Below are 25,466 nucleotides of genomic sequence, written 5' to 3'. Positions count from 1 at the left end.
TAATTCATGACAATCATAGTAAATTTCCATCTTCCATCGTAGAGTTAATAGGCAGGGAATTCCACATCCTACGTCAAATAGATTTAGGGAGTATATGTTAGCTCATACGTTGTTAGCAAGAGATCATGGAAAACGAAGTCCGGAAGGATGAAGTAACGGGAATGCTACGATTAAAGCTTCGATTGATCCTGAAAAATAAACAGACAAGGCTGATTCTGCTGCTCACACTAAGCGTATCACTCATTATTAGTGTGATCGGCCTGCTATCGTATTCGGGATACCGCAAGGGTTTGGATACTGAATTGAACACACCAAACATAGAACTGCTGCAAATTAATCTGGATGTGACTAATAGGGCATTTCGTGAGTCCGACAATAAGGCGCTGGATGCGGCCTATTCCCGGGATGTTGAGGCATTTACACGTTTGCAAACGGATGAAAAATCGCTATCAAACAACGCTTCTGTCATAGAACGGCTTCAAAAATACTTGAAAGCCCTTTCTTCGCATGAAGAGATTCATTCGGCTGAAGTTATTTCTTTTGAAAATCATGCTCTCGTATCCAGCGAATACGGCTACTTGCCCGATTGGGACCAAGCGCCGGATAAGACTTGGGTTCCCTGGATTCGGGACATTCAAAGGAAGCCATTACTGATTAAGCGAAGATGGTATGGCACCGATTATGAGAATGGAACGGTAGAACTGCTTTCGCTTGCAAGACCCGTGGTAAAGGATGGGCAGGTCATCGGTGCGGTGCTGGTCGATCTGGATTATGACCGCTTTTTCTCCAAGCTGTATATTCATTTATCCAACTCACAATATGTGTACGATCTGGAGGGCGAACTGATCTATCCCAAGTTAAAATCGTCAGTGCCCTTAAACGAAATGGACAGGGTTTTGAAAGAATTGGATGTGAGCCCCTATGCTTATGTGGAGGTAGGGGGGATGGAGTATATGGCGAACCAGACTTTTTCCGATGTGACGGGCTGGCGTCTGGTATCACTTGTTCCTATGGACAAGCTGCTGAAACATGTTAAGCTGGCCCGCAATATGATGTTGTGGTTAGCCTTTATTTCTATACTGGCGGGTTGCTCAGCGGTCTACTATTACAATTATGCGGCGTTTCGCCCTATGAAAAGAATTAATAGCCTGTTGAATTCAGGCTACAAAGGAACGCGTCAAGGTGGATTGTATGATCTGGAGCCGGTCATTGGCAAGCTGGTTGGAGAGTTCCATCGCAAATCACTGGTGGTGGAGCGAAGTTTACCGGAGCTACGTTCCAAATATATTGAAGATGTCATCCAGCGTAGAATGAGCATACAGGAAATGCGCATGAAATGGGAGCAGTATTTTTCCGATTGGGACGGCAGCTCTTTGGCTATGATGATCGTGTCGATCGATCGCTATTCTACTTGGGCAGCAAGCTTTCCAGAGGAGGATAAAATGCTGCTCAAATATGCGCTGAACAATATTTTGCTGGAATGGCTTGAACCTCACTGGAAGGTGGTAAGCGCGCCAGATGAGCAAAGCGGCTTCGTTGTACTATTACAATTCAGTGAGAGTGAAGATGGAACTGGAACTAAAACATGTACTGATGTCGATGCCAAAGAAAGTGTTCTGCTCCGCAAAAGCGCAGATAGGCTGATTCAGGTTGTGGATGAGCATCTTCCCCTGACTATCTCTATAGGAATTGGTCATATATTCTCGGACATCCATGAGGCACGTCAGTCTTTTGTAAAAGGGAGAGAAGCCCTTGGTTTGCGTTTGTATGAGGGATATGGACGTTCGCATATGAGCACGGATAGCATGGGGAAGGGCGCTCACGTCTCATCAGCGGCGGAAAACCGGAATGTGGAAATCATTCGTGCCATAGAGTCACAGGAAGCCGGAGCAAGTATAAAGCTGATCAGCCAATGGGGAAAAGAACTTCGTCTTTACAGGACCTCCCCAGCGCAGGTGTACCTGTCTGTTCATGAGCTGATGGAGGAATTGCTGAAATGGTGCATGACTCATAGTGTGACGCCGCCGGATCAGCTGGTCGATTACCACTGGAACCAGATTCTGACGCTTGATCTTCCAGATATGGAGAAGCAATTGTTTTTGATTGTGGCTGATATCGAAGAAAAACTCTCTGGACACAGACGGTCCAAGGAATTTGTACGTGTACAGGAGATGATGGATTACATGGAACACCATTTGCATTTAAATATTGGGCTTCAGGAAATTGCAGATCAGGTTCATATGAGCGTGTCATCGGTGAGCAGTATGTTTAAGGAAGAGACAGGCAGCACTGTGTACGATTACTTGACTGGTTTGCGAATGACAAAAGCGTGCGCTCTATTGCGCGAAACACATCTAAAAATCGCAGAGATTGCTGATCAGGTCGGCTACCGGAATGAGAACAGCTTTATCCGTGTATTTCGGAAGCATAAACAGGTAACCCCCGGAAAATTTCGGGAAATCAGCAAATGTTCTAATGGATATGCAGATCCGCCAAAAGGTCGGCATTTTGGGGATTTGGAAGATAAATTCGAAGATTAAGCGATAGCTGTAGCCCCCGCGTTGCTGTACATTAACTCCATGTAAACGCAAAAATCATGGCTGAAAACGTCTGGGGGTGAAAACGGGTGCGTGACTGGCCCAGTTCATTTTTCGGAAAAGAGGAAACGTAATGAAGAACAAGCCATGGCAAAAATATGTGCTGGTTGCGGCGGGAGTGGCTTTTCTTTCTGCCTTGAGTATCAGTGAATATGTGGATCAACACGCCTTGCATGACCACGGTAGTGCATTTCCTGTGAAGCCTATAACCCTCGTCGTTCCTTATGCGGCGGGTGGCGGTACGGATATCACGGCAAGAGCATTGGCGAAAGCCGCCGAAAAGCATCTCGGTCAGCCGATCATTGTCGTTAACCGGACGGGTGGAGGCGGTTCGGTCGGGCTGATGGAAGGGGCTGAGGCGCAGGCGGACGGTTACACTGTAACGTATCTGGTTGCGGAGCTGACCACACTGCCACATCTGGGACTGCTGCCCCTCACCTATGAGCGCTTTAAACCACTGGTCCAAACCAATATGGACCCTTCTGCCATCACGGTTAGAGCGGATGCGCCATGGACGACGGCCGAAGCATTTTTGGAGGACGCTCATGCTCATCCCGGGAAGCTGAAAATGGGCAATGCAGGCACGGGAAGCATCTGGCACCTTGCCGCTGCGATGCTGGAGCAAAAAAGCGGAGTCCGCTTTACCCATATCCCTTATGAGGGAGCAGGGCCAGCCGTTTCAGCGTTGATGAGCGGCTTCGTGGATGCTGTGCCGGTCAGTCCTGCGGAAGTGAAAAAGGATGTGGATCAAGGGAAGCTGCGCATACTGGCGATACAGGCAGACACCGTTTCGGAAGCGTTTCCAAATGTGCCTACGTTACAGCAGGCTACCGGGCTGCGTGTACATTTTATCGGGACTTGGAGAGGGCTGGCTGTGCCCAAGGATACGTCGGATGAGATTGCTCAAACTCTAGCGGACGCACTGATCAAGGGGACGAAAGATGAGGAATTCAGGGAAGAAATGCGTAGGCATGGATTGGGGCTGCGTGTTAAGGATGCAGAAGCATTCGCACGGCAGTTGAAGGAGAGCCATGATACCTTCGCAAGGTTAATTCCCGAACTTGGCTTGAGCCGCAAGTAACACGGCCTTGTTTTTGCACTGGCAAAAACGAAAGGGTTGAATGAAGTTATGAAAATCAAGCAAAGCATTGATAAAATTCCGGGCGGCATTATGTTGGTGCCGCTGTTTATTGGGGCGTTATTTCATACGTTTATTCCGTGGGCTGGAGACTACTTTGGATCGTTTACGAAGGGTCTAATGACGGGGACAGTGCCTATTTTGGCGGTGTGGTTTTTTTGTATGGGCGCTTCCATTGATATACGGGCTACGGGTACGGTATTGCGTAAATCAGGTACGCTCGTATTAACTAAAATCGCAGTTGCCTGGGTAGTGGCTATCATAGCATCTAAATTACTGCCCGTCGGCGGTGTGGAAAGCGGGCTGTTTGCGGGCCTTTCAGTATTGGCGCTAATTTCCTCCATGGATATGACGAACGGTGGGCTATACGCCTCCATTATGCAGCAATACGGTTCCAGGGAAGAGGCGGGGGCATTTGTGCTGATGTCCTTGGAATCTGGCCCGTTAATGACCATGCTCATTTTGGGCAGTACCGGACTGGCTGTTTTTGAGCCGCAGGCTTTTGTGGGGGCGGTATTGCCATTTCTGGTCGGGTTCATACTGGGGAATCTGGATCATGATTTTCGTAAATATTTTGGTAACGCCACGCATGCGCTTATTCCGTTTTTCGGTTTTGCACTGGGCTGTTCCATCGATCTGAGTGTGATTGTTCAAACCGGCTTGCTTGGTATTCTATTGGGCATCGGCGTCATTATTATTACAGGCATTCCGCTGATCTTGGCGGACAAATATATCGGCGGCGGCAACGGTACAGCAGGACTTGCAGCCTCTAGTACAGCAGGTGCGGCGGTTGCCAATCCGGTCATTGTTGCGAATATAAAGCCAGAGTTCCTGCCTGTAGCGCAATCAGCAACTGCGTTAGTAGCCGCTTCGGTCATCGTTACCTCTATATTGGTGCCCATTTTGACGGCTTACTGGTCCAATTATGTTAAACGCAAAGGAGAATCCAAAGGGGCAGGGCCTGTAAAACCTGGTGCGAATGTGCCTAAATAAAGTTCGGGTGATCCCGGATCAGATTAGTCCAGATCATTTTCTGAGTCTCTCCATTACCCGGGAAATGCTTTTGCAGATACAAACTCATATACTCACACCACAAACTTGTCCTAAAACGCTTCCGCAAACATATATATGTAAGCAGAGGAGCGTGATGGAATTGGAAAACAAGGTGCGTCGCTACTATCAGTTAAAGCAGAAGCAAAAAGAAATCGAGGGTGAACTGACTGATTTGCGTAATGACATTACAGCTCATTGTGCACGGCAGGGAGTGGCAGAATGGGAAATTGGCAGCTACCGGGTCAAAATTGTGCAGCAACACCGCAAAGAATACGATCATACCAAGCTGTACGATTCACTGCCTGATCCACAGCTATGGCGCTTGTTTTCCAAACCGGATACTTCGAAGATTGCCAGTTTGCTCAAGCTTAAGGTCATCGCAGAGGAGCAATTAAAAGATGCTGTTTCTCTCAAAACAGTGACGTTACTGCAAGTGGATAAAAAATAAAAGGTAGAGTAGTTATGTGATCCTATATATGTTGTAGCTGAAAAGGCTGTTCGGTATACTACCGGATAGTCTTTTTAATGCCAGCTAGTAGAAGAGTACCTTGGGGAATGTCTATGGTATGCGGTGTTCTTCTGCATGCTTGTAGTTTTGTAATCTACGGGATAAACGCCTCGAAGGGGCGCACAGTTATACTGAAAAATGATACCGTCTACCTCCCTGTAGAAATATCGTGCTTGCGCTTCATCGGTAAATCGGACCTCCGTGCTCACTACAGGAGCTTTGCCAAATGCTGTCTGGATGGAAGCAATATCTTCGTTGGCATATCCTCGTGTGTATAAAAGGCATTTTTTTACTGCTGTCATAAAATAATGAATACCACGACAGAGAATAGAACGTTTTTGATCCTTATCCCGTGTATCCTTCTCATGGCAACCTCCCCTCTAATCCTTGCATTATGATTTGTTTTACTCTATTAAAATTTGGATTTATAAGGGAAATTTTCTATACTCCTCGGGGAAATATGAGTGTTAGTTATTTTTTATTATCATAAGTTGAGTATCAGTTATATAAAAGATGGGTTATCGAGAGTTAAGAGAGCCACATTTATCCGCACGAAGGAATTAGACTTGGACTTATCAAAGGAAGAAGAAAAAAGAGCTGACTCCCGTTTGCGGTGGGGCCAGCTCTTTTTTACCGTCGTTACCCTTGGCCGTTAAGCACCTGCCGAAAGTAAAACCGATACGTATTATAAAGGAACGTTGGAAGTGGAAGCAGGACCTCCAACTGGTATTTACTAATGATATATGGGACTAACCTTCGTACCCTCGCCGCCCTCAATCTGAATATTCCGTACGATATTTTAATCGACAATGCTTTTGTGTATCTCCGGGTCTTGAACATCTTTCAGACCTTCCAAAATGCTATCGACGGTAATCTTGATTCCACCCCCACGCTATATTCAGCTACTTATCGGACAAGCCTTTTCCTAGCCCTTTGAGAAAATGAATGCCAAAACCCATCGCCCGGTTTACATCCGGATCATTCATGGCCTTCATAAGATCGCGCAAGCGGGTCTTTTGGTTCTGTTTTAGATGCTCTTCGGCTTCGTTCAGGCCTGAAGTGACGCTGCCTACCAGCTTTTGCATCAGCTCGGGGTCTAGCTCGGACAGCATGCCGGCTGCTCCCATCAGATTGTTGATGATGTTCGTCACAGGCTTGCGCGTTGCTTGTCCTACAGCGATTTTGGCGATGCTTTCTTTGGCTTTCAGCATAGACTGAGCCGCTTCGAGAAGACCGCTATCGTGCAGCTCACGCACAATTTCGAGCGTCTTCTGCAATGCCGCCCCGTTGTCCGCCAGATCAGCAGTAAGCTGATCCAGCGATTGTTTTTGTCGTTCTTCTTCTGTCAACACACGCTTTCGTACGATTGAAATAGGCTTTGCCATGAGTCCGACCTCCTTATTTTTGATCCACCAGATCGACGTAACCGGGACGCTTCCATTTCCGATCCACTTCAACCCCATTTTGCGGATGACGCTGTTTGTAGCGCGGGTTGATACGTGGTAGCGGATTTTGACCATCTACCTCCAAAATGTGCATTCGCACCTTGTTTTGTTTGTAAGCTGGTGTGTTGGTGATGACATCGAATGCTCCGCCAGTTAACAGGTTCACGGCGCTGTCATGGCTGCTGGAGTGCATAGGTACGTAGACATCGGTTCCATGCATCCGGTCGGTGACGAGAACACGCAGCTTCACGGCACCATATGGCGATTCCAGACGAACCAGCGATCCGTCCATGACTCCGCGTTCCTTGGCCAATTCCGGCGATACTTCCACAAATACACTTGGAAGCTTGAGCTGAATGCCCGGCGATTTGGTCGTCAGATTTCCTTCATGGAATTGTTCGAGCAGTCGGCCGTTGTTTAAGGTTAGATCGAACTCAGCCGGGTATTGTTTAGGCGGTACATATTCGAAAAGACCGAGACGTGCCTTTTTATCCGGGAAGTTAAAGCCATGGGTGTGCAAAAGCGGCGTGTCACTGCCATCCGGTGATCCCCAGTGGAAGCTGTTCCAGCCTTCCAATACGTCATAATTACACTGGGAGAAAAATGGAGTGAGTGACGCCATTTCCTCAAAAATCTCACTTGGATGGCTGTAGTTCCAATCAAATCCCATTTTCTTGGCAAATTGGCTGAAAATCCACCAGTCCGGCTTGCTGTCTCCTACAGGCTTGAGTGCTTCATATAAACGCTGCACACGACGCTCGGTGTTCGTAAAGGTTCCATCTTTTTCGAGCGAAGGTACGGCTGGCAAAATGACATCTGCGAATTCTGCTGTTTTGCTCAGGAATACATCCTGAACGACGAGGAAATCCAAATTCGCCAGCATTTCCTGTGTATGGTTGGAGTCTGCATCCACCCACGCCATTTCTTCTCCGGCGATATACATCGCTTTCAGCTCACCTGTTTCAATGGCCTCCAGCATTTGAATATTGTCCAGTCCGCGTTGGCCTGGAATGTGTACCCCGTAGGCTGCTTCGAACTTGGCACGAATGTCATCGTTGGTGACAGGCTGATAGCCCGGGAAAATATCCGGCATCGTGCCCATGTCAGCAGCCCCCTGAACATTGTTATGTCCACGAAGCGGATACGCGCCTGCACCTGGACGCATAAAGTTTCCAGTCACCAGCAGCAGGTTGGCAATCGCAATAGAGGTGTAGGAGCCTGCGATGTTTTGCGTCACACCCATGCCCCAGCAAATGGCAGTGCCGTCGGCTTCATGGACCATAGTCGCTACCTCAATCAGCGTCTCTTTGGAAATGCCCGTTTCTTGCTCTGCAAATTCCAATGTAAACTTCTCCAGCAACTTCAAATATTCGGCATAAAAGTTTACGTGTTCTTCAATGAATTTTGCGTCATGCCAGTTTTGTTCAATGATGTACTTGGTTACAGCGGATAACCATACATAATCTGTCCCTTGCTTCGGACGAATGAACAGGTCCGCACGATCTGCCATTTCATGCTTGCGCAGGTCGACCGCGATCAGCTTCTGACCGTGCAGCTTATGCGCACGTTTAATACGGGTAGCCAGCACCGGATGTCCTTCTCCCGGCGCACAGCCGACCAGCATGACCAGACCTGCTTTGGCAATGTCTTTAATCGTACCGCTGTCGCCGCCAATGCCTCCGGTGTGTTGCAGCCCCCATGAGGCGGGGGATTGGCAATACCGTGAACAGTTATCGACGTTATTCGTTTGGAATACCTGACGCGCCAACTTTTGCATCAGATAGTTTTCTTCATTCGTAAATTTGGACGAGGAAATAAAGCCGAGCGCCTCGCCGCCATGTGTTTCTTTAATAGCACCCATTTTGCTGGCCATCACGCTTAAGGCTTCTTCCCAGGTCGCTTCGACAAATTCGTCGTCTTGACGAATTAAAGGGGTGGTCAAACGCTGATCACTGTTCACAAAATCCCAGCCGAATTTCCCTTTGACGCATGTCGAGATGCCGTTCACAGGTCCTTTAGAGGTAGGCTGTACCTTCAAAATTTTACGCCCTTTGGTCCAAACCTCGAAGCTGCAACCTACGCCGCAAAAGGTGCAAACGGTTTTGGTTTTTTTTGTACGGGTTTCACGCATGGCTGCTTCTGCTTCGGATATGGCAAAAATACCGCTATAGCCCGGCTCCACTTCCTTAATTAAATCTACCATCGGATTTAACAAATCCTTCTCCATGCCGCTCATGAAGCCTGCTTCACCCAGCATGGATTTCTCCATCAAGGCGTTACAAGGACAGACCGTTACGCACTGACCGCAACTGACGCACGAGGAATCGTTAATTGCAACACCATCATCCCAAATGACGCGAGGGCGTTCTGCTTCCCAGTCGAGAGACAGGGTTTCATTGACCTGAAGGTTTTGACATACCTCCACGCATTGGCCGCAGGCGATACATTGATTCGGGTCATAGCGGTAAAACGGATGGGACATATCGACTTCCGTCGGATCAACCTTGGGCTGATATGGATATTTTTGATGTTCAATTTCCATAAGCTCTGCCGTATTATGCAAGGAACAATTACCATTGTTGTTATCACATACGGTGCAGTAGAGGAGGTGATTTTCCAGCAAGCGATCCATTGCTTCTGTTTGGGCCGCTTTGGCGCGGTCCGAGTTTAATTGAATATTCATTCCGTCCGCAGCAAGTGTCGAGCAAGAGCGAACGAGCTTGCCGTTGACTTCCACGATACAGGTATCACAGGTGCGGATCGGGTCGACTTCGGGAACATAACATAGTTGGGGATGGGCGATATTGTTTTCGTTAATGACTTCAAGAATCGTTGCGCTGTCTTTGGTTTTCAGTTCCTGTCCGTTTAATGTAATTTTGATCGTACTATCAATCACGGTTCAGGCTCCTTTCAGATTTGAAATTTAAAAATTAGAAATAAAAAAACTCCACCATAAACACAAGTGCTCGTGATGAAGCACTTGTGTTTATGGTGGAGTAGTAACCAAGCTCTATGTCCTGGAGGCCAATCCGCCATATGCGTATGTATTAATAACAAACGGTACACACCGCCTGTATATCAATAACTTGGATATGTCATTTTCTGCATGTCATCAGGTGTAACTATAACGTAAAATTTAAGATAGTTCAACGGTACATTAGTAAAATTTTAATTGATAATGATTATCGTTTGAGAAAACGAAAAAGCATTGACAAACGTTCGAGGATTGCTAACAATAAGAATGTAATCTATTGCAGAGCATTCGTGAATGGAGTGTGCGTGGGGAATCGCGTATATTTTATTTGTCGCAGCGCTTGTTAGCTTGATTTTTCTATATCACATGATGCGAGGATTCGTAGAATCCTGATGTAGATAAATTAACCGGCATTTAGCAGATTCTTCGATGTGTTCAATGGCGAAGGATTTGTTGTGATGTCGGTTTTTTGGTTCAGTATATAATGAATTAATATGGGGTTTAAAGGGATTTATTAATGAAGACGGATTGAGGTGAATAGGATGGCGAACCGGAGCGACGATCAATGGAATCGTCCGTTACGGGACTTGAGAATATCCGTCATAGACCGGTGTAATTTTCGGTGCCGATATTGTATGCCGGAAGAAATCTTTGGCCATGACTATCCGTTTTTGCCAAAAGAAAAAATATTGACCTTTGAGGAAATTACCCGGCTTTCCCGTATTTTTGTCTCTCTAGGAGTTACCAAGCTGCGCATAACGGGCGGCGAGCCGTTGCTGAGAAAGGACCTGTCCTCGCTCATTCATTCGTTAACTCAACTCGAAGGAGTTGAAGATATTGCGATGACAACGAATGGCGTATTTCTTCCTAAATATGCAGCGTCACTTCGAGAGGCAGGATTGAAGAGGGTGACGGTCAGTTTGGATTCGCTCAATGATGATCGCTTCCGCCGGATGAACGGAGGAAGAAGCAGCGTGCAAGCCGTGCTGGATGGTATTGATGCGGCAGCACAAGCAGGGATGCAGGTAAAAATAAATATGGTCGTGCAGAAGGGCTTCAACGATCAGGATATTGTGCCCATGGCGGACTATTTTCAAAAGAAAAAGCATATTTTGCGGTTTGTTGAGTTTATGGATGTGGGTAACACCAATGGCTGGAAATTGGATCAGGTCGTTTCCAAGCAGCAGATCATCGAAACCATTCATAAGCAAAGGCCGCTGGAGCCTGTCCCACCCCAGTACAAAGGTGAGGTGGCGACGCGTTACAGGTATCAGGACAGAGAAGGGGAAATCGGCATTATTTCGTCGGTTACGGATGCCTTTTGCTCTACATGTACACGGGCCAGAATTTCCGCTGAAGGTTTCTTGTACACTTGCTTATTTGCTTCTCAAGGGTATGAGCTGCGCGGGATGCTACGTTCTGAACAGTCCGATGATGAGATAAGAGCTTACATTGAGCGTGTTTGGAGAGGACGTACAGACCGCTATTCGGAGGAACGGCTGAATCATACCCAGCAATCGGCGTCCAAAATTGAAATGTCACATATCGGCGGGTGAACCGAAACGCCAGCCTGCCAAAAACTAGGGAGTTGAGCACATGGAAAAACCAGCTGAGATCAAACGCCAGATTCTTCGTTATCGTGACGGTCAGATCAAACGTGATGAGGACACTGTGGTGACGGAGCATCCGGTGACGATCAAAATCAATCAGCAGGAATTTGCTACCATGGTTTGTACACCGGAGTATGTGGAGGATATGGCAGTAGGCTTTTTGGCCTCGGAAGGTGTCATTCAACGGTATGATGATATCGAAGATATATGGGTCCAGGAAAAAGAAGGCTTTGTTCATATCAAAACCCGCCGGATGAATGAGTTTTATCAAAACTTTCATTCCAAACGGTACATTACCTCCTGCTGTGGGAAAAGCAGACAGGGCTTCTACTTTATGAATGATGCCAAAGTGGCAAAAAGGATGAATGACACCCATGTGATGCTCTCTTTTGACGATTGCTTTCGCTTGATGAACTTAATGCAAAATTCGGCGCTTATGTTTCAGGAGACCGGGGGCGTTCATAATGCCGCACTGTGCGACAAGGATGGAATCATTCTGTCGAGAATGGATATCGGCCGGCATAATGCGTTGGATAAAATCTATGGATATTGCCTCAAGCATGATATTGTATTACAAGATAAAATCATTGTATTCAGTGGGCGAATTTCGTCTGAAATTTTGTTGAAGGTCGCCAAGATTGGCTGTGAAGTGGTGTTATCCAAGTCGGCTCCGACAGAGCTTGCGCTTGAATTGGCTGAGGATTTGGGCATTACTACGGTAGGTTTTATACGAAGTCATTCTCTGAATGTGTATACGCATCCTCAGCGGTTTGAGGAACTGGTTGAATCTAAAATATAATATGAACGCTTCTGGGGGTGAACATTTAAATGAAATATCATATTCAAGTATTTGCTGGCCTTGCGGAACAGATGGGAGGGCCCATCATCACAGTACCCACCGATCAGGAAACGATGACCATTGCCGCGTTAAAAGACCTGCTATCCGAGCGTTTCCCAGAAGTAGCCGCGCAGTTGCGGGGTTCTTTTGTTGCCAGAAACCAAGCCTATGCTGCACCGGAGGAGCTGGTGAGTATATATGACGAAATTGCGATCATTCCCCCGGTTTCAGGAGGGTAATTTGATACAGGCTAAGCGAGTTCGATAGGATAGGTGCAGAGGGGGTCAGATACAAATGCAATACCGTATTCAACTATTCGCGGGTATGGCAGAGCAGCTCGGTGAATCCGTGATTACGCTGGATTTTCCGCAGGAAACGGCGACCATTGCAGACATTCGAAAAAGCTTGAATGAGCAATATCCGGAAGCGGCTTCGCAGTTGCAAGGTTCTTTTTTTACTAATCATAAAAAACTGGCTTCTCCAGAGGAACTCATCCGTCCTTCAGATACAATCACTCTTCTTCAGTCGGCGCCAGGGATGGAAACGGTCGTTTCAGCATGCGGCTTATTTGCGATCACGTACGATCCGATTGATGCCGATGAGGTGACCTCGAAGGTGCAGGACCCATCCCATGGAGCTTCGCTGACCTTTAATGGAACGACTCGGGAATATACCCAAGGTCAGCGAACCGTGTTGCTAGAATATGAGGCGTATGTCCCGATGGCGATGAACACGATGAAGCAGATTGGTGACGAGATTGCAGAACGTTGGCCGTCTACACGTACGGCGATTACACATCGGCTTGGTACGGTGAGGATTGGAGAGACGAGCGTTGTGATTGCTGTTTCTGCTGCACACCGCGATACTTGCTACGAAGCCAGCCGCCATGCGATTGAACGCTTGAAGCAAATCGTACCGATTTGGAAAAAGGAAGTGTGGGAGGATGGCTCGGAATGGAAGGGGCATCAGCTAGGAGGTTGGAAACCTCATAACACCCAATAGCTTCCGAAAGAGAGCGAGGACAGGGGGCGTAAATCAACGATGTCAGAAATGAACAAGGACCAGAAAACGGATGCTGATGCACGAGCACATACGCATGCGTCCCATGCCCGTTATTCCAGACAGGAATTATTCTCGAAAATTGGAACAGCAGGACAGCGAAACATCCGCAGTAAGCACGTGCTGATGGTGGGTGCTGGTGCACTGGGTACTGCCAATGCGGACATGCTGGTGCGAGCGGGCATCGGACGACTGACGCTGGTGGATCGCGATTATGTGGATTGGAGCAATCTGCAACGCCAACAGCTCTATGATGAAGCGGACGCTCGTGATCATATGCCGAAGGCAGTGGCAGCACAGCAGCGATTGCAGCAAGTCAATTCAGATGTGGACATTCGTGCGCTAATTCGGGACGTATCGCTGGAAGAAATCGACGATATTGCAGCAGGAGTGGACCTCATCGTAGATGCCACCGACAATTTTGATACACGTCTGCTCATTAACGATTACGCGGTTAAGCACCAAATTCCTTGGATTTACGGGGCTTGTGTGGGTAGCTACGGGACAACCTTTACCATCGTGCCGGGACAGACACCGTGCCTGCATTGTCTACTTGGAACCGTGCCGCTCGGCGGCGCGACCTGCGACACGGTCGGGGTGATTAGCCCGGCTGTACAGATGGTGGCAGCCTACCAAAGCGCTGAAGCATTGAAGCTGCTCACCGGGGATGTTTCAGCCTTGCAGGGCAAGCTGATTTCCTTTGATCTGTGGAACAATCAGCATCAGGCGATTCATATCAGCGCCATGAAAAAAGCCGACTGCCCAACGTGTGGTGAACATCCGGTGTATCCTTTTTTACAATCGGAGCATCAATCCAAGTCGGCTGTTTTGTGCGGACGTGATACGGTTCAAATTCGCCCGGCCTTCGGTACTGTGCGCGATCTGAATGAAACGGCGCGTCTATTGTCCCGTCAAGGAGGCAAAGTAGAACATAATCCATATTTGGTATCCGTTGTGATTGGAGCGCATCGGCTGGTTCTGTTTCAAGATGGACGCGTTCTGATCCATGGCACAAAGGATATCGCCGAGGCGAGATCTATTGTTCACAAATATTTGGGCTGACCCAATAGAGTTGAACCGTTATGAGGTGTACATCGTTATACTCATTTCGGAATTTATAGGAGAGGGGAAGAGTAAGTTGAAAATGAAATTCGGGTACATATTCACGTTGGTTGGATTGTTGGCATGGGTGCTGGCTGGCTGCTCGTCTTCGGCTGCTGTACAGTCGACACCGTCTGCACCAAAAACAGAGATCATCGTATCTGCCGCAGCGAGCCTTCAAGATAGCCTGAATACGCTCAAGGACCAGTATGAAAAGCAGCATACGGATATCAAACTTACCTTTAACTATGCTTCATCCGGCACATTGCAAAAACAAATTGAGCAAGGCGCACCCGCTGACGTATTCATTTCTGCAGGTATGAAGCAAATGAAGGCATTGACCGATGCTTCTTTAGTGGAGAAGGATAGTGTTCTGCTTCAAAATAAACTGGTTGTGGTTGTCCCGCAGGATAAGGCCAAAACCATAACACTCCATGATCTGACGAGCCCATCCTTCCTGAAAGTAGCTGTCGGGGAGCCTACTACAGTTCCTGCCGGACAGTATTCCAAAGAAGCGCTGACGAAGGCCGGATTATGGGACAAGCTGGAGCCGAAGATGGTGTTCGCCAAGGACGTAAGACAGGTATTAAACTATGTGGAGACAGGTAACGCCGATGCGGGACTCGTCTACCTGACGGATGCCAAATCATCTGATAAAGCAGTCGTTGCACTGGAAGTACCTGAGGAATTGCATGCTCCGATTCTCTATCCAGAAGGTATTGTAAAAGCAACGAAATACAGCAAGGAAGCTGGCGAGTTTCTCAATTTTCTGCGTACAGATGAAGCTATGAGTGTGTTCAGTAAAGATGGGTTTTCAGCTCCTTCAACATCGACTGGGAAATAGAACCCAACTATAAAGGAGGGGGTCCCGTTGGATTGGTCGGCTTTCCTGCCTCCAGTTATCGTATCCGTCAAGGTCGCTGTCGTCGCCAGCATCTTTGTATTTCTGTTAGCTACCGTGGTGGCTCGGATGATGGCGAACTGCAAGCTGCGGAGGGGAATCAGCGTGATTGAGACGGTTTTACTTCTTCCGCTCGTTTTGCCTCCCACAGTGATCGGCTTTATTTTGCTCATTGTGCTGGGGAGGAGAAGCTGGATCGGTACAGCCTTCGAAAGCTTTTTCCAGCAGACAATTGTGTTTACATGGGGAGCAGCAGTAGTGGCCGCCGTAGTTGTTGCCTTTCCATTGGCTTACCGGACGATTAAAGCAGGTTTTGAAGCTGTAGATCCAGAGGTAGAGCAGATTGCACGTGTGCAAGGTGCCAACGAATGGCAAGTATTTCGCTACATTACGATGCCTCTCGCCTACCGTCCACTCATCTCGGGATACATTCTCGGGTTTGCTCGGGGATTAGGGGAATTTGGCGCTACGCTGATGCTTGCGGGTAACATTCCCGAACAGACGCAAACCTTGCCTACGGCGATTTATACCGCATCCGAGGCCGGAAATATGACACTCTCCTGGAGCTGGGTAGCCGTCATCATTCTATTCTCTTTTATTATGCTCATGCTTTCGAATCGACTGGTAAAGGATTAGTCTGTTTGGAGCAAAAAACATGCGCAGTCTGCCAACGGGGCGGGCTGTGTTTTATTTCTCTTGAGAAAATAAAGTCTTAGACTTCATTCGCTCTCGCTCCACTTTCGACAAAGCATCATTCGAACAGTGGGGGGGGGGGCGCATGCCATAAATAGATTACAAGCGTTCTAAAAAAATCATGTGCTACCCCGCTATGATGTTTGGTATCAAAGAGTGATTCATAGAACATAGAAATATAATGTATATTGTTCCGCTATTTCCAATTCACTAACTCTCATTCACGGCTCGCTTCCTTTGCCATAGCAAATCTGGTCGGGCCAGCCTCATTGAGGGCACTCCGTTTGCAAGCGGGACAGGCTCAGTGAATTTGTGGTATAATTTACAAATATGAACACAGGGAGATGAGGAATCATGAAGAAATTCGGAAAAATTTTACTGGTAGGTTTATCCATGATTTTGGGGCTTGGTCTGGCGGCCGGAAATATGCAGCTCCCCGCCGCCTCCGCGGCCGGTACAGAATATTATGTGGCCACGAGCGGCAGCGACTCCAACACCGGAACGAGCGACGCGCCGTGGAAGACGCTACAGCATGCGGCCGACGTGGCTCCTGCGGGCAGCACGGTTTACGTCCGGGGCGGCGTGTACAATCAGAAACTGAAGATCACCCGCTCCGGCTCCGCTTCGCAGGGTGCCATTGTGTTCACCAACTATAGGACGGAGACCGCCATCATTGACGGTACCGGACTTTCGGTTAGCGGGACCGAAGGACTGATCGAACTGGCCGATGTCGATTACGTTACCGTTCAGGGGTTTGAAATCCGTAATTTTACCACTGCTTCCAAGAACGCGGTGCCTGTAGGTATTTATGTCCACGGTTCGGGCGGCTTCATTAATCTGTCCAACAACAAAATCCATGACATCAAAAACACGGTCACCCCGACCGGCAAAGATTTGCTGGGCCGGGACGCCCACGGCATCGCTGTTTATGGCACGAAAGCTCCGGCTTCGATTCACGACCTTACGATCAGCGGCAATGAGCTGCACAATCTCGTGTTGGGCTCCAGCGAATCGCTCGTTTTAAACGGCAACGTGGACGGTTTTGCGGTGACCGACAATCTCATTCACAATAATGACAACATCGGGATCGATCTGATCGGCTTTGAGGGAACCGCGTCGAATACCGCTTACGATCAGGCGCGGAACGGGTTGGTGAAGGGCAACCGGGTGTACAATAATTCTGTTCAAAATAACCCATCTTACAGGAAAGACGACAACTCGGCCGGCGGCATTTATGTGGATGGTGGCAAGGACAGCATTATCGAGCAGAACTACAGCTACAACAACGACATCGGCATCGAAATTGCCTCCGAGCATGCCGGCAAAGCCACCAGCAATATTACGATCCGCAGCAACGTGATATATAACAACCGGCTGATCGGCATCGCTATGGGCGGTTACGATGATGGGCGCGGCTCGACGGTAAACTGCAAAATCGTGAACAACACACTGTACAAGAACGATACGTTTGGCGGCGGAAGTGGCCAGTTTTTCGTTCAGTACGATACGCAAAACAACGTGATCAAGAACAATATTTTCGTGGCCAGCTCCACGGATGTGTTGATCTACAATGAATACACCAAAAATTCCGACAATGTCGTGGATTATAATTTATATTTCGCTCCGGGTGGCAGCTCGGAAGCCAACTGGACCTGGAAAAATAAAGATTATACGGGATTCTCCGCGTACAAATCGGGAACCGGCAACGATGCGCATTCTCTGTTTGCCGATCCTAAATTCGTGAATGCCGCGAATGGCGACTTCCATTTGCAGTCTTCGTCACCGGCGGTCGATGCCGGGAACACGGACCGTGCCATCATCGGAACGCTGGATATTGACGGGAAGCCCAGAGTACAGGGAGCCGCTGTGAACATCGGCGCCTACGAGTGAGACTCATATTCAATGGAAAACAGTGCGTACCGAGACTATGCGGTGCGCACTGTTTGTATGCTTTTACAATGTTCCTTGCATAGAATCAAAAAGATCAATGTAATGACTGATTGCATGCTATTTAGCACAGCAAAGTTGCCGAATATCTCTGCAGCAGCTTCTTGGTTGCGCCTTGATCCCATGTTACTTTAAGTATACAATCTTTCTTTTATAATAGATCCTGTTCCATTACTTAATTACAAAAGAAGTTGCAGTAACCACTGGGAAAAGCCAGCAATATAGTAGTTAAAATTTTTTTTTATTTAGATATGAACTTGACTTTTAAATTCGAAAATTTCATCAACAGCTTGATGATACCCCCCTGATTTTCCAAAGGATTCCCTAATATTTGCAACAGCTTTCTTGAAAGATGAGAGGCTTAACACATGCTCTACAGCTTCACGTAGTTGATTTGCAGTCAAGCTTTGCATTTGTAATTTAATGCCTGCTCCGATATTGGCGACTTGCTCCGCAATGATCGGCTGATCCGCGCTTTGTGGGATTACAATTAGCGGAACCCCGTAATAGAGGCCTTCATGGGTACTGTTCATTCCACCATGGGTAATAAATAATTTAGTGTATTGCAGTACATCCGTTTGTGGAACATAATTTTTTACGATGAAGTTTTTAGGAATTTCACCTAATTCAGAAATTTGGACTTTATTCCCAATAGACATGACAATCGTATGATCCGTGTTCCCCAATGCCTCAAAACAAAGCTTATAGAAATCAATTGCTTGGTTAAAGACTGTACCCAGTGAAATGTAAATTGGGTTTTTCCCCTTGATTGCAGTAAAGTCGAAGTTTTCTTGAGTTAATCGTGAAGAGATGGATGGACCTACAAATTTATAAGTTTGGTCGAATGCTTCTCCATAAGGTTGAAACTCCCTTGTTGTATAAACGATTGTAAGTGGTGCAGGATTACAAAACACTTCGTAAGGAGAATGGATCTCCACATCATATTTTTCCTTCACCATTACCGTCAGGCTTTGAAATTTATCATTTATAGGTTCAACTATTTCTGTAGGGACTTGTATAGAAAATTGTTCCAACAATTTATCGAATGAACCTTTTGTCTGCACAAAAGAAGTACAAGAGTTGATTGCAGGAAGTTTAAGAATCTGAGCAAGTATACGTCCACAACCAAACATGGAATCATGGATGATGTAATCAAAATGCTCTCCTTTGATCTGTTCAAGAACGCTTGGTATGACGATATCTGCCGTAAGTAAAAGACCGTTGATTCTTTCGAGTAAATAATCTCTTCCACCTGAGATAAAGGCTTTTATAAATTTTTGATCGTCAAATGTTCGTACTGAAGCTCCCGTCTTCTCAATACGCTCCCGAAAAGCTTCTATAGAAAAGTACACTACCTCTTCTCCACGCGAAATAAGCTCTTGCACAACTCCAATAGTCGGATTGATATGTCCCTCTGATCCACCATTAATAAATAAAACACGCGCCATTGCTACCACTCCTTAGGTATGCTGTTTTCTAAATTGTGTAAGAGTAAGGGCACTGTCCGATACCATCGCTCGAATCAAATCATGGAATCAAATTTATCATAGTACAATACTTGAAAATCTCAAAACTTTAATCACCGTATTTTTCCACTGATTATTTTTTTAACATGAATACATAACCTGTGCGATTTTACCACATCCATGACCGATAGCTTTCCGTTTACTCATTCCCCGGCCAATAACAAGAATTTGTGTAGGAGTTGCAGGTTTTACTAATCCTATTCCCTTCATATCCGGGTGTAGTTATTTTCAACTTGGAACAAATGATACCCTTCATCCGAGAGAACTTTCATGACTAAATATGATGTCTAAACCTACATAAAATTGATACCATTTAATATATTCAGATTTATGCTTTTTAACTTCAATGGAAATTTGATTGCTCATAGTTCCTCCAAAGATTGTTGCAGTATAAGCAGTATCTATCCAAGTTTTTCTTTAGAGCTCCTAGGGGGCTAATTATGCCCAATTTTTTCGAGGGTTACTGGATTTCTTCTATAAAAGGTTCATTATTTCGACATAATGATTTATTTTTCCTTCTCTATAAGGTGTTTATTCCAAAACAAAAAAACTTGCCTGATCTTTGGCAAGTTTGGCTTTAGTGTTAAGGTAAATTTTCCGTCTACATTCTTTTTATCATAAGAAAAATAGGTAACAAGGGCATGTTCCAAAAATCACTTATGCTTGCTCTCTGTTTTATATGAGAGGAATCGGTTATGATGGAAATAGTAATAGAGATTTTAGTAGATTTTAGGAGAGCGGTGCGATATGAGAAAGGAAACGGGTTTTAACGAAATTATTCGAAAAGTACGTAAAGAGCTGTTTGGAAAAGGCCCGGAACGCATACATACGACCTTTGTAGATAACATGGCCATCACGATGCTGTACGGTAATTTAACCCCGTCTGAAAAATTTTTGGCACAAGAAGTTGCCGGGAAAGAGATGGTGCATGCAGCTCGAACCAAAATGGTTCAAAAAATCTATCCCGTACAGTTCAACAAAGAACTGGAGGATTACATGGATTCTCGACTGCTGCACCTCTTTTCGGATATTAAGGTGGAGGAAGATATAGCCATCTCTGTTTTTGTATTTGAGGATCATATTGTTGCAAAATAGAATGAAGGTGAAACTATTTATACGTGATTTCTTCTCCGATATTGATATTGGGACCATTGGTAGAGGATAAAGCATCCGATACAAAAGCCAAGAATAGCCACCAAAGCGGCCACCAGCACCATCGCCGAGAACACATACGCAACGATGCTCCATTGGAACGTAAATCCTACCAAGGCCACCAGCAGAAAAAAGACGGCAAGGAGCTGATTAAATCTTTGCTGTCCCCGGTCTTCCTGCACATATGAGGATGGGCTTTTCTTTAAAAATAGCTTGGCTACCCGCATCACCGGATTGAAGTTGAAAAGCACACCGAGCAACCCCGCAACAAGTGGAATAGCCAACACCCCATACGCCCCTGTAATCCAGGTAAAGACCACAGACAGTACAATCACCCATTGATTAGCCCTGACCAACGGACGAGGAATCGAGGCTGGAACTTGACTCATATATATCATCCTTTTCACATCGGAATAAAATAATTGAGATCATTATAACGTAATGGCTGGGGAATAGATAGATAGCTGAAAAATAGTCTGTATGATCTTACTATAGACCCATTACTAAAGACATGGTAGAGTTTTGGTATATATCATAGGTTCTGAGTACGAACCCCAAGTGCACATGAAATCCCCGGAACATTCGCATCCCCCGCTAGATAAGGGATTCAGCGATTTTGGGGTGCGGTTTTTAACATTTATTCGTGAGTTGAAAAGACATCCGCGAAAAAGCGTTTACAAAGCCTTGCTGGGTAAGGCTTTGTAACGCGTGCTGTCGCTTCCTATATGGGAGCGTGGATTGAAACTGCTTAACGCCACTATTGACGATCTTCGCCGCCTGAGGTCGCTCCCTATATGGGAGCGTGGATTGAAACTGTACTGTAATCTAACTTCAAGATGACCATCCCGAAAGTCGCTCCCTATATGGGAGCGTGGATTGAAACTGTACTGTAATCTAACTTCAAGATGACCATCCCGAAAGTCGCTCCCTATATGGGAGTGTGAATTGAAACATACCACACATGTAGCACAGCTATGACGTTCCTCATTTTTCTTTGAAATATAAAAAAGGTTTGCCTTAGAACTTGGCAAGCCTTTTTTATGTCGGTTATAAAATGCTGATAAACTCGTGATGAACTAACATTGTTATAGACGTGAAACTGTTTGGAACACCACTCTAAAATTCGGAACAAAAAAGAAGCCCGTTTTAACACAGACTCCTTAATCTATTCCTACGTTTACATCTACAAACCATGCTATTCTGTTTCTTCAAACTGCATTAACACGGAAATATCCTTGATCTCCAAAGCATGGGCGATCTTTTCAAGCATAAGTAAGTTCACTTCTTGTCTTCCATTTTTACAAAGCTGCGAGATTCTTGCTTGATTAACACCTGATTTTTCCGAAAGTTGCATTTGCGTCATATTACGCTCTTTTAACACTTCTTTGAGCCTTATATTTAATTTTAGCAAGAAAAAGAAACCTCCTAAAAACTCATTGACATTATTCATTTATGCGAATAATATAATGTATATACCATTTATTCGCTAATGCGAATATGATACCAACCCAAAGGGATGTAACGAACATACCCTTAGCTTTGCTATTGCTATTTTACCAGAATTTCAATGGAGGATGATACCTATGACTGAAAAACTGAAAGCGAATGTGCAAGCGATCAAGGATATTGTACGCATGAATCAGGTGTGGGGGCAGGAAAAGAGAGAGCAAGGAGCAGCAGAGCTACACTATTATCATATTGTGGATGCACTTCATCGGAAATGGCAAACCATCGGTGTCGATGTTTCGGACGCGATTGAGGTTTTTGAAAGAGGGCATAACGATGCATGGACACGGATTATTGAGCCAGCCCCCTGGAACCCAAATTTAACCACAAATGATTTAATTCAACTGCTCAAAATCAGTCCCGAAGCTGTACAGATTCGTCATGCTATGCAAATCATACTGAATACCGTTGAAAGACGCAATGCGTTCATCCATCGTATCATTAATGTGAATGATCAGGCAATCCAGCATCTGCTCAACCTGATGAAAGACGAATACCTGCGTTATGAGCAACTCTCGAATAAAGCCTTTATGGCGATGTATGCTATGAATCCGGTCGAAGCCTTATCTGTATATTTTCTGGAATCCGTAGATGTGCATATGTACTGGGAATGGTGTGATGCTGGCGGTACAGGCGAACAGGCCATTCAGTATAAGCGTGAGGACCCTCACATGACGCTGATTCAAGCGATTGAAAGAGTAGAAGAGGAAATGTATGCCCGTACATAACAATCCATAGGTGTAGTTGCTACGTTGACGACAAAATGGCTTGGGTGGGCAGTTGGCTAGTCTCCTGCAAAGGATGTGAGGGCTGTGGAGGTTAAAGATGCTTTGACATTAATGATGATGTTCGGTACGCTGCTGGTTGCGCTGATCGGATTAATTGTCACCATCGTAATCGCATTGAACCAACACAACAGAAAGTAGACGGCCCGCTTATAGCGAATTTCAAACCCGTTTGTTACAATTCAAGGAAATGGATATAGACCATACATCATAAAGGAGGACATGTATATAAACATGAAAAAGATGATTTTGGAAATCTACTTGGACAAGGATGATGAGAGTTGGAATGTGTCATTTTTATAGGAATTCAGGCTTCTGGAAAATCGACATTTTATAAAGAGTATTTCTTTAAAACACATATGAGAATAAATTTAGACATGCTTAAAACACGGAACAGGGAAAATATTTACCTTCAAGCCTCCATCGAAACGATGCAGCGCTTTGTTGTGGACAATACAAATCCGACAGCTGAGGAACGGAAAAGATATATAGCTGTTTCAAAAAATAAGGGATTTAAAATTATAGGTTATTATTTTGAGCCTGATTTTGCAGAATCCATTAAGCGTAATGAGGAACGGACAAGTAAAGACCATATTCCTGAGATCGGTATTAAAAGCGTAATGAGTAAGCTTGAAGTACCGAGCTACGAAGAAGGTTTTGATGAGCTGTACAGCGTCACATCCTGTGAAGGAACGTTTCGGGTCGAAAAGTTAACGGATAATCACACAATGTAGGAGGAAAATATAATACCCAGTCATTTCACACCACATTCACAAAGGAAGATATGCTGGGGTTCGATGTGATTGATGGTTAATACAAATTCGAAGCAGACTGGAATTACTTTAGCCTTCACCAGAAAGAGCAGTTGGAAGCTACCTATGAAACGCTGAAATCCACCGGGGATAAAGCATATCTACGCATGAAAAGGAAAGTCATGTCTCTGGATGAAGTGGAGCATGCGTACATAGCTAATGAACAAGACTATCAATCCCGCAAAGCGTTTTTTCTGAAAAACAGAAACATTTATCCTTATTCCTCTTTTGGAGATGCCAAAGAGTCCGTAGAAGAACTCACCCGTGATTTTGAGGAAAAGAAATCCTTCGGTTGGGGATTGAGTTGGCCTGAGGTCAACGGTATTTTGGATGATATCGGGTTTCAATCTGATGAGGCCCAAAGCTATATCAAGGAATATGGTGAATCTATCGAAGAGATGCTCCAGTTCGAGCAAACCAATTTGCTCCATGTGCCCAAACGTCCCAATGGCGAGACTTTTACCTATATGGGTTCCTTCACCGGATATTATTTTCAAGTGTTTGGGGTGGATACTGTCTATTTATTTTACGACCAAGAATTAAGTAAAGCGGTTATTTGCTTCGTATATACGTAAGTATACAGAAAAAAACTCCCGAGAAGGGAGTTTTTAAATTTATTTCTTATTCAAAGTCACATCATGCTCTTTGGCAAGTGCGTTGACTTGTTCATTAAAATCTCTGAATAGCTTTCTGCCCTCAGTGAGCTTGGTGTTACCTTCACTCACTAAGCCCATATCTTGTTTTTCCAACGCATCGAGCATCATGATGAGGGCTTCATTTTGAGTATTAACGGCCTTGATGTAAGTTTCGTGGACGGCTCTTACCTCAGGCGTTTCCGTCTTTACAGCTTCAACTTTATCAACATATTTGGAGTATTCAGGGATAATATCATCTTTTAAAGTATTATATAGTGTTTCGTCATCAGTGTAGTTATTTCCGGTCGCAGCTGTATACTTTTCAGTTACTGTTTTTTCCTCTTGTGCCAACGGAAGCATTCCATCATTCACATAGGTAACTAAATCTTTTTTTACCGGATCGGTAGAGCAGGCTGCCAAAATGGAAAAGCAACATAATACTAACATAAATAAGCTAATTTTTTTCATCTGTATTCCCCTTTTATGTATGTTATGGGTAATTCGATGTGATTTATGGTCAAAAGGAACTACCTATATGATTTATTATATCGTATAAATAAGAGAATGGTAGGGTTTTTATGGTAAAATAGTGTCGAAACTAAGTTGATTGATCTGCTTTTAAAAATTGGGGGTAATAGGGAAGTAAACAGGTGCGAACCCCAAGCGCACATAAAAATCTCGGGTCCTTCGCACCTCGAAACTTGTCGAAAAGTATTGGACTGGCTATCTATCCGTAAAAGTCAATAGTTGATCTAAGCTTATTGGGCATCAGTTTTTACGGTAATGTGTGGAATTAATATCGTTAAGGTATGAATTACTGTATTTTCGCTGTCGCACTCTATATGAGTGCGTGGATTGAAATTTAACTGAGTTGGTCGCTCTCAGAAATAGGATTCCGAGTCGCACTCTATATGAGTGCGTGGATTGAAATACTGGAGCACTCAGCGTGACTTGCTCCTGAGGTACGTAGTCGCACTCTATATGAGTGCGTGGATTGAAATCGATGTAACCATGTAGCTCCCGATTGAGCCGGAAGTCGCACTCTATATGAGTGCGTGGATTGAAATTGAGTCTATCAGGACCATCTACATTCGCAATTGCCGCGTCGCACTCTATATGAGTGCGTGGATTGAAATTCGAACATGAACACGCGTGATATCTCGCCATCGACCGCGTCGCACTCTAT

23 protein-coding genes and 1 CRISPR repeat array (1 of these 24 running past the window's edge) are annotated in these 25,466 nt (G+C 45.5%); of the genes, 17 read left to right on the top strand and 6 right to left on the bottom strand.

Annotation, left to right across the window (positions count from 1 at the left end):
- Positions 1-125 precede the first annotated feature (125 nt).
- The 4 genes from HPL003_RS25065 (at position 126) to HPL003_RS25050 (ending at position 5,236) form a co-directional block, all read left to right on the top strand.
- Positions 126-2,540 carry an AraC family transcriptional regulator gene (locus HPL003_RS25065; RefSeq protein WP_014282601.1) on the top strand — a complete coding sequence of 805 codons (2,415 nt, stop codon included), beginning with the start codon at positions 126-128 and terminating at the stop codon, positions 2,538-2,540.
- Positions 2,541-2,670: 130 nt separating this feature from the next.
- Positions 2,671-3,678, top strand: coding sequence for a tripartite tricarboxylate transporter substrate binding protein (locus HPL003_RS25060; RefSeq protein ID WP_014282600.1), 1,008 nt, complete (start codon positions 2,671-2,673; stop codon positions 3,676-3,678).
- Positions 3,679-3,726: 48 nt separating this feature from the next.
- Positions 3,727-4,728 (top strand): 2-keto-3-deoxygluconate transporter, encoded by a 1,002-nt coding sequence (gene kdgT, locus HPL003_RS25055; protein ID WP_014282599.1) that lies wholly within the window; start codon positions 3,727-3,729, stop codon positions 4,726-4,728.
- Positions 4,729-4,882: 154 nt separating this feature from the next.
- Positions 4,883-5,236, top strand: coding sequence for a hypothetical protein (locus HPL003_RS25050; protein ID WP_014282598.1), 354 nt, complete (start codon positions 4,883-4,885; stop codon positions 5,234-5,236).
- 962 nt (positions 5,237-6,198) lie between these two features.
- On the opposite strand, the gene HPL003_RS25045 is transcribed toward HPL003_RS25050, so the two are convergent.
- A complete protein-coding gene (locus HPL003_RS25045; RefSeq protein WP_014282597.1) occupies positions 6,199-6,681 on the bottom strand; it encodes a helical membrane plugin domain-containing protein in 483 nt (160 codons plus the stop codon).
- Between the two features lie 13 nt (positions 6,682-6,694).
- Positions 6,695-9,637 (bottom strand): formate dehydrogenase subunit alpha, encoded by a 2,943-nt coding sequence (gene fdhF, locus HPL003_RS25040; RefSeq protein ID WP_014282596.1) that lies wholly within the window; start codon positions 9,635-9,637, stop codon positions 6,695-6,697.
- A 620-nt stretch (positions 9,638-10,257) separates the two neighbouring features.
- On the opposite strand from fdhF, the gene moaA reads away from it, so the two are divergent.
- From moaA to HPL003_RS25000, 8 genes are all read left to right on the top strand, one after another.
- Entirely contained in the window at positions 10,258-11,271 is a 1,014-nt protein-coding gene (moaA, locus tag HPL003_RS25035) for a GTP 3',8-cyclase MoaA (RefSeq protein WP_014282595.1), read from the top strand.
- Between the two features lie 40 nt (positions 11,272-11,311).
- Positions 11,312-12,124, top strand: coding sequence for a formate dehydrogenase accessory sulfurtransferase FdhD (fdhD, locus tag HPL003_RS25030; protein WP_014282594.1), 813 nt, complete (start codon positions 11,312-11,314; stop codon positions 12,122-12,124).
- Between the two features lie 29 nt (positions 12,125-12,153).
- Positions 12,154-12,402, top strand: a complete 249-nt coding sequence (locus HPL003_RS25025) for a MoaD/ThiS family protein (RefSeq protein WP_014282593.1) — start codon at positions 12,154-12,156, stop codon at positions 12,400-12,402.
- Between the two features lie 55 nt (positions 12,403-12,457).
- Positions 12,458-13,165, top strand: coding sequence for a molybdenum cofactor biosynthesis protein (locus HPL003_RS25020; protein ID WP_014282592.1), 708 nt, complete (start codon positions 12,458-12,460; stop codon positions 13,163-13,165).
- 39 nt (positions 13,166-13,204) lie between these two features.
- The gene (locus HPL003_RS25015) at positions 13,205-14,284 is read left to right on the top strand and encodes a thiazole biosynthesis adenylyltransferase ThiF (RefSeq protein ID WP_014282591.1); all 1,080 of its coding nucleotides are present in this window, start codon (positions 13,205-13,207) and stop codon (positions 14,282-14,284) included.
- 76 nt (positions 14,285-14,360) lie between these two features.
- Positions 14,361-15,167, top strand: coding sequence for a molybdate ABC transporter substrate-binding protein (gene modA / locus HPL003_RS25010; protein ID WP_014282590.1), 807 nt, complete (start codon positions 14,361-14,363; stop codon positions 15,165-15,167).
- Between the two features lie 27 nt (positions 15,168-15,194).
- Positions 15,195-15,860 (top strand): molybdate ABC transporter permease subunit, encoded by a 666-nt coding sequence (gene modB, locus HPL003_RS25005; RefSeq protein ID WP_014282589.1) that lies wholly within the window; start codon positions 15,195-15,197, stop codon positions 15,858-15,860.
- A 411-nt stretch (positions 15,861-16,271) separates the two neighbouring features.
- On the top strand, positions 16,272-17,807 hold the full coding sequence (locus HPL003_RS25000; RefSeq protein WP_014282588.1) for a right-handed parallel beta-helix repeat-containing protein: 1,536 nt from the start codon (positions 16,272-16,274) through the stop codon (positions 17,805-17,807).
- A gap of 302 nt (positions 17,808-18,109) precedes the next feature.
- Here the strand turns inward: HPL003_RS25000 and HPL003_RS24995 are convergent, their stop codons facing one another.
- Positions 18,110-19,312: a macrolide family glycosyltransferase gene (locus HPL003_RS24995; protein ID WP_014282587.1), complete on the bottom strand. Its 1,203-nt coding sequence runs from the start codon at positions 19,310-19,312 to the stop codon at positions 18,110-18,112.
- A gap of 825 nt (positions 19,313-20,137) precedes the next feature.
- Between HPL003_RS24995 and HPL003_RS24990 the strand changes: the two genes are divergently transcribed.
- Entirely contained in the window at positions 20,138-20,485 is a 348-nt protein-coding gene (locus tag HPL003_RS24990) for a Na-translocating system protein MpsC family protein (protein WP_014282584.1), read from the top strand.
- Between the two features lie 17 nt (positions 20,486-20,502).
- On the opposite strand, the gene HPL003_RS24985 is transcribed toward HPL003_RS24990, so the two are convergent.
- Together HPL003_RS24985 and HPL003_RS24980 are read right to left on the bottom strand one after the other, a co-directional pair.
- Positions 20,503-20,931, bottom strand: coding sequence for a DUF4395 domain-containing protein (locus HPL003_RS24985; protein ID WP_014282583.1), 429 nt, complete (start codon positions 20,929-20,931; stop codon positions 20,503-20,505).
- Positions 20,932-21,737: 806 nt separating this feature from the next.
- Complete coding sequence (locus HPL003_RS24980; RefSeq protein WP_014282582.1) at positions 21,738-21,953, bottom strand: helix-turn-helix domain-containing protein; 216 nt, start codon at positions 21,951-21,953, stop codon at positions 21,738-21,740.
- Positions 21,954-22,125: 172 nt separating this feature from the next.
- Between HPL003_RS24980 and HPL003_RS28015 the strand changes: the two genes are divergently transcribed.
- The 4 genes from HPL003_RS28015 (at position 22,126) to HPL003_RS24965 (ending at position 24,220) form a co-directional block, all read left to right on the top strand.
- Positions 22,126-22,776: a hypothetical protein gene (locus HPL003_RS28015; protein WP_081473764.1), complete on the top strand. Its 651-nt coding sequence runs from the start codon at positions 22,126-22,128 to the stop codon at positions 22,774-22,776.
- 84 nt (positions 22,777-22,860) lie between these two features.
- The gene (locus HPL003_RS30080; protein WP_014282580.1) at positions 22,861-22,974 is read left to right on the top strand and encodes a putative holin-like toxin; all 114 of its coding nucleotides are present in this window, start codon (positions 22,861-22,863) and stop codon (positions 22,972-22,974) included.
- A 140-nt stretch (positions 22,975-23,114) separates the two neighbouring features.
- Positions 23,115-23,567: an AAA family ATPase gene (locus tag HPL003_RS24970; protein WP_014282579.1), complete on the top strand. Its 453-nt coding sequence runs from the start codon at positions 23,115-23,117 to the stop codon at positions 23,565-23,567.
- Between the two features lie 185 nt (positions 23,568-23,752).
- A complete protein-coding gene (locus tag HPL003_RS24965) occupies positions 23,753-24,220 on the top strand; it encodes a hypothetical protein (protein ID WP_238533418.1) in 468 nt (155 codons plus the stop codon).
- Positions 24,221-24,259: 39 nt separating this feature from the next.
- On the opposite strand, the gene HPL003_RS24960 is transcribed toward HPL003_RS24965, so the two are convergent.
- The gene (locus HPL003_RS24960) at positions 24,260-24,748 is read right to left on the bottom strand and encodes a hypothetical protein (RefSeq protein ID WP_014282577.1); all 489 of its coding nucleotides are present in this window, start codon (positions 24,746-24,748) and stop codon (positions 24,260-24,262) included.
- A 362-nt stretch (positions 24,749-25,110) separates the two neighbouring features.
- A CRISPR array of direct repeats spans positions 25,111-25,466; the repeat unit is 32 nt; unit sequence GTCGCACTCTATATGAGTGCGTGGATTGAAAT (it continues 224 nt past the right edge of the window).

This window comes from Paenibacillus terrae HPL-003, from assembly GCF_000235585.1.
In the GTDB taxonomy this organism is placed as follows: Bacteria; Bacillota; Bacilli; order Paenibacillales; family Paenibacillaceae; genus Paenibacillus; species Paenibacillus terrae_B.
The sequence above is the reverse complement of the archived record's forward strand: the minus strand, read 5'-3'. Positions and strand labels throughout refer to the sequence as shown.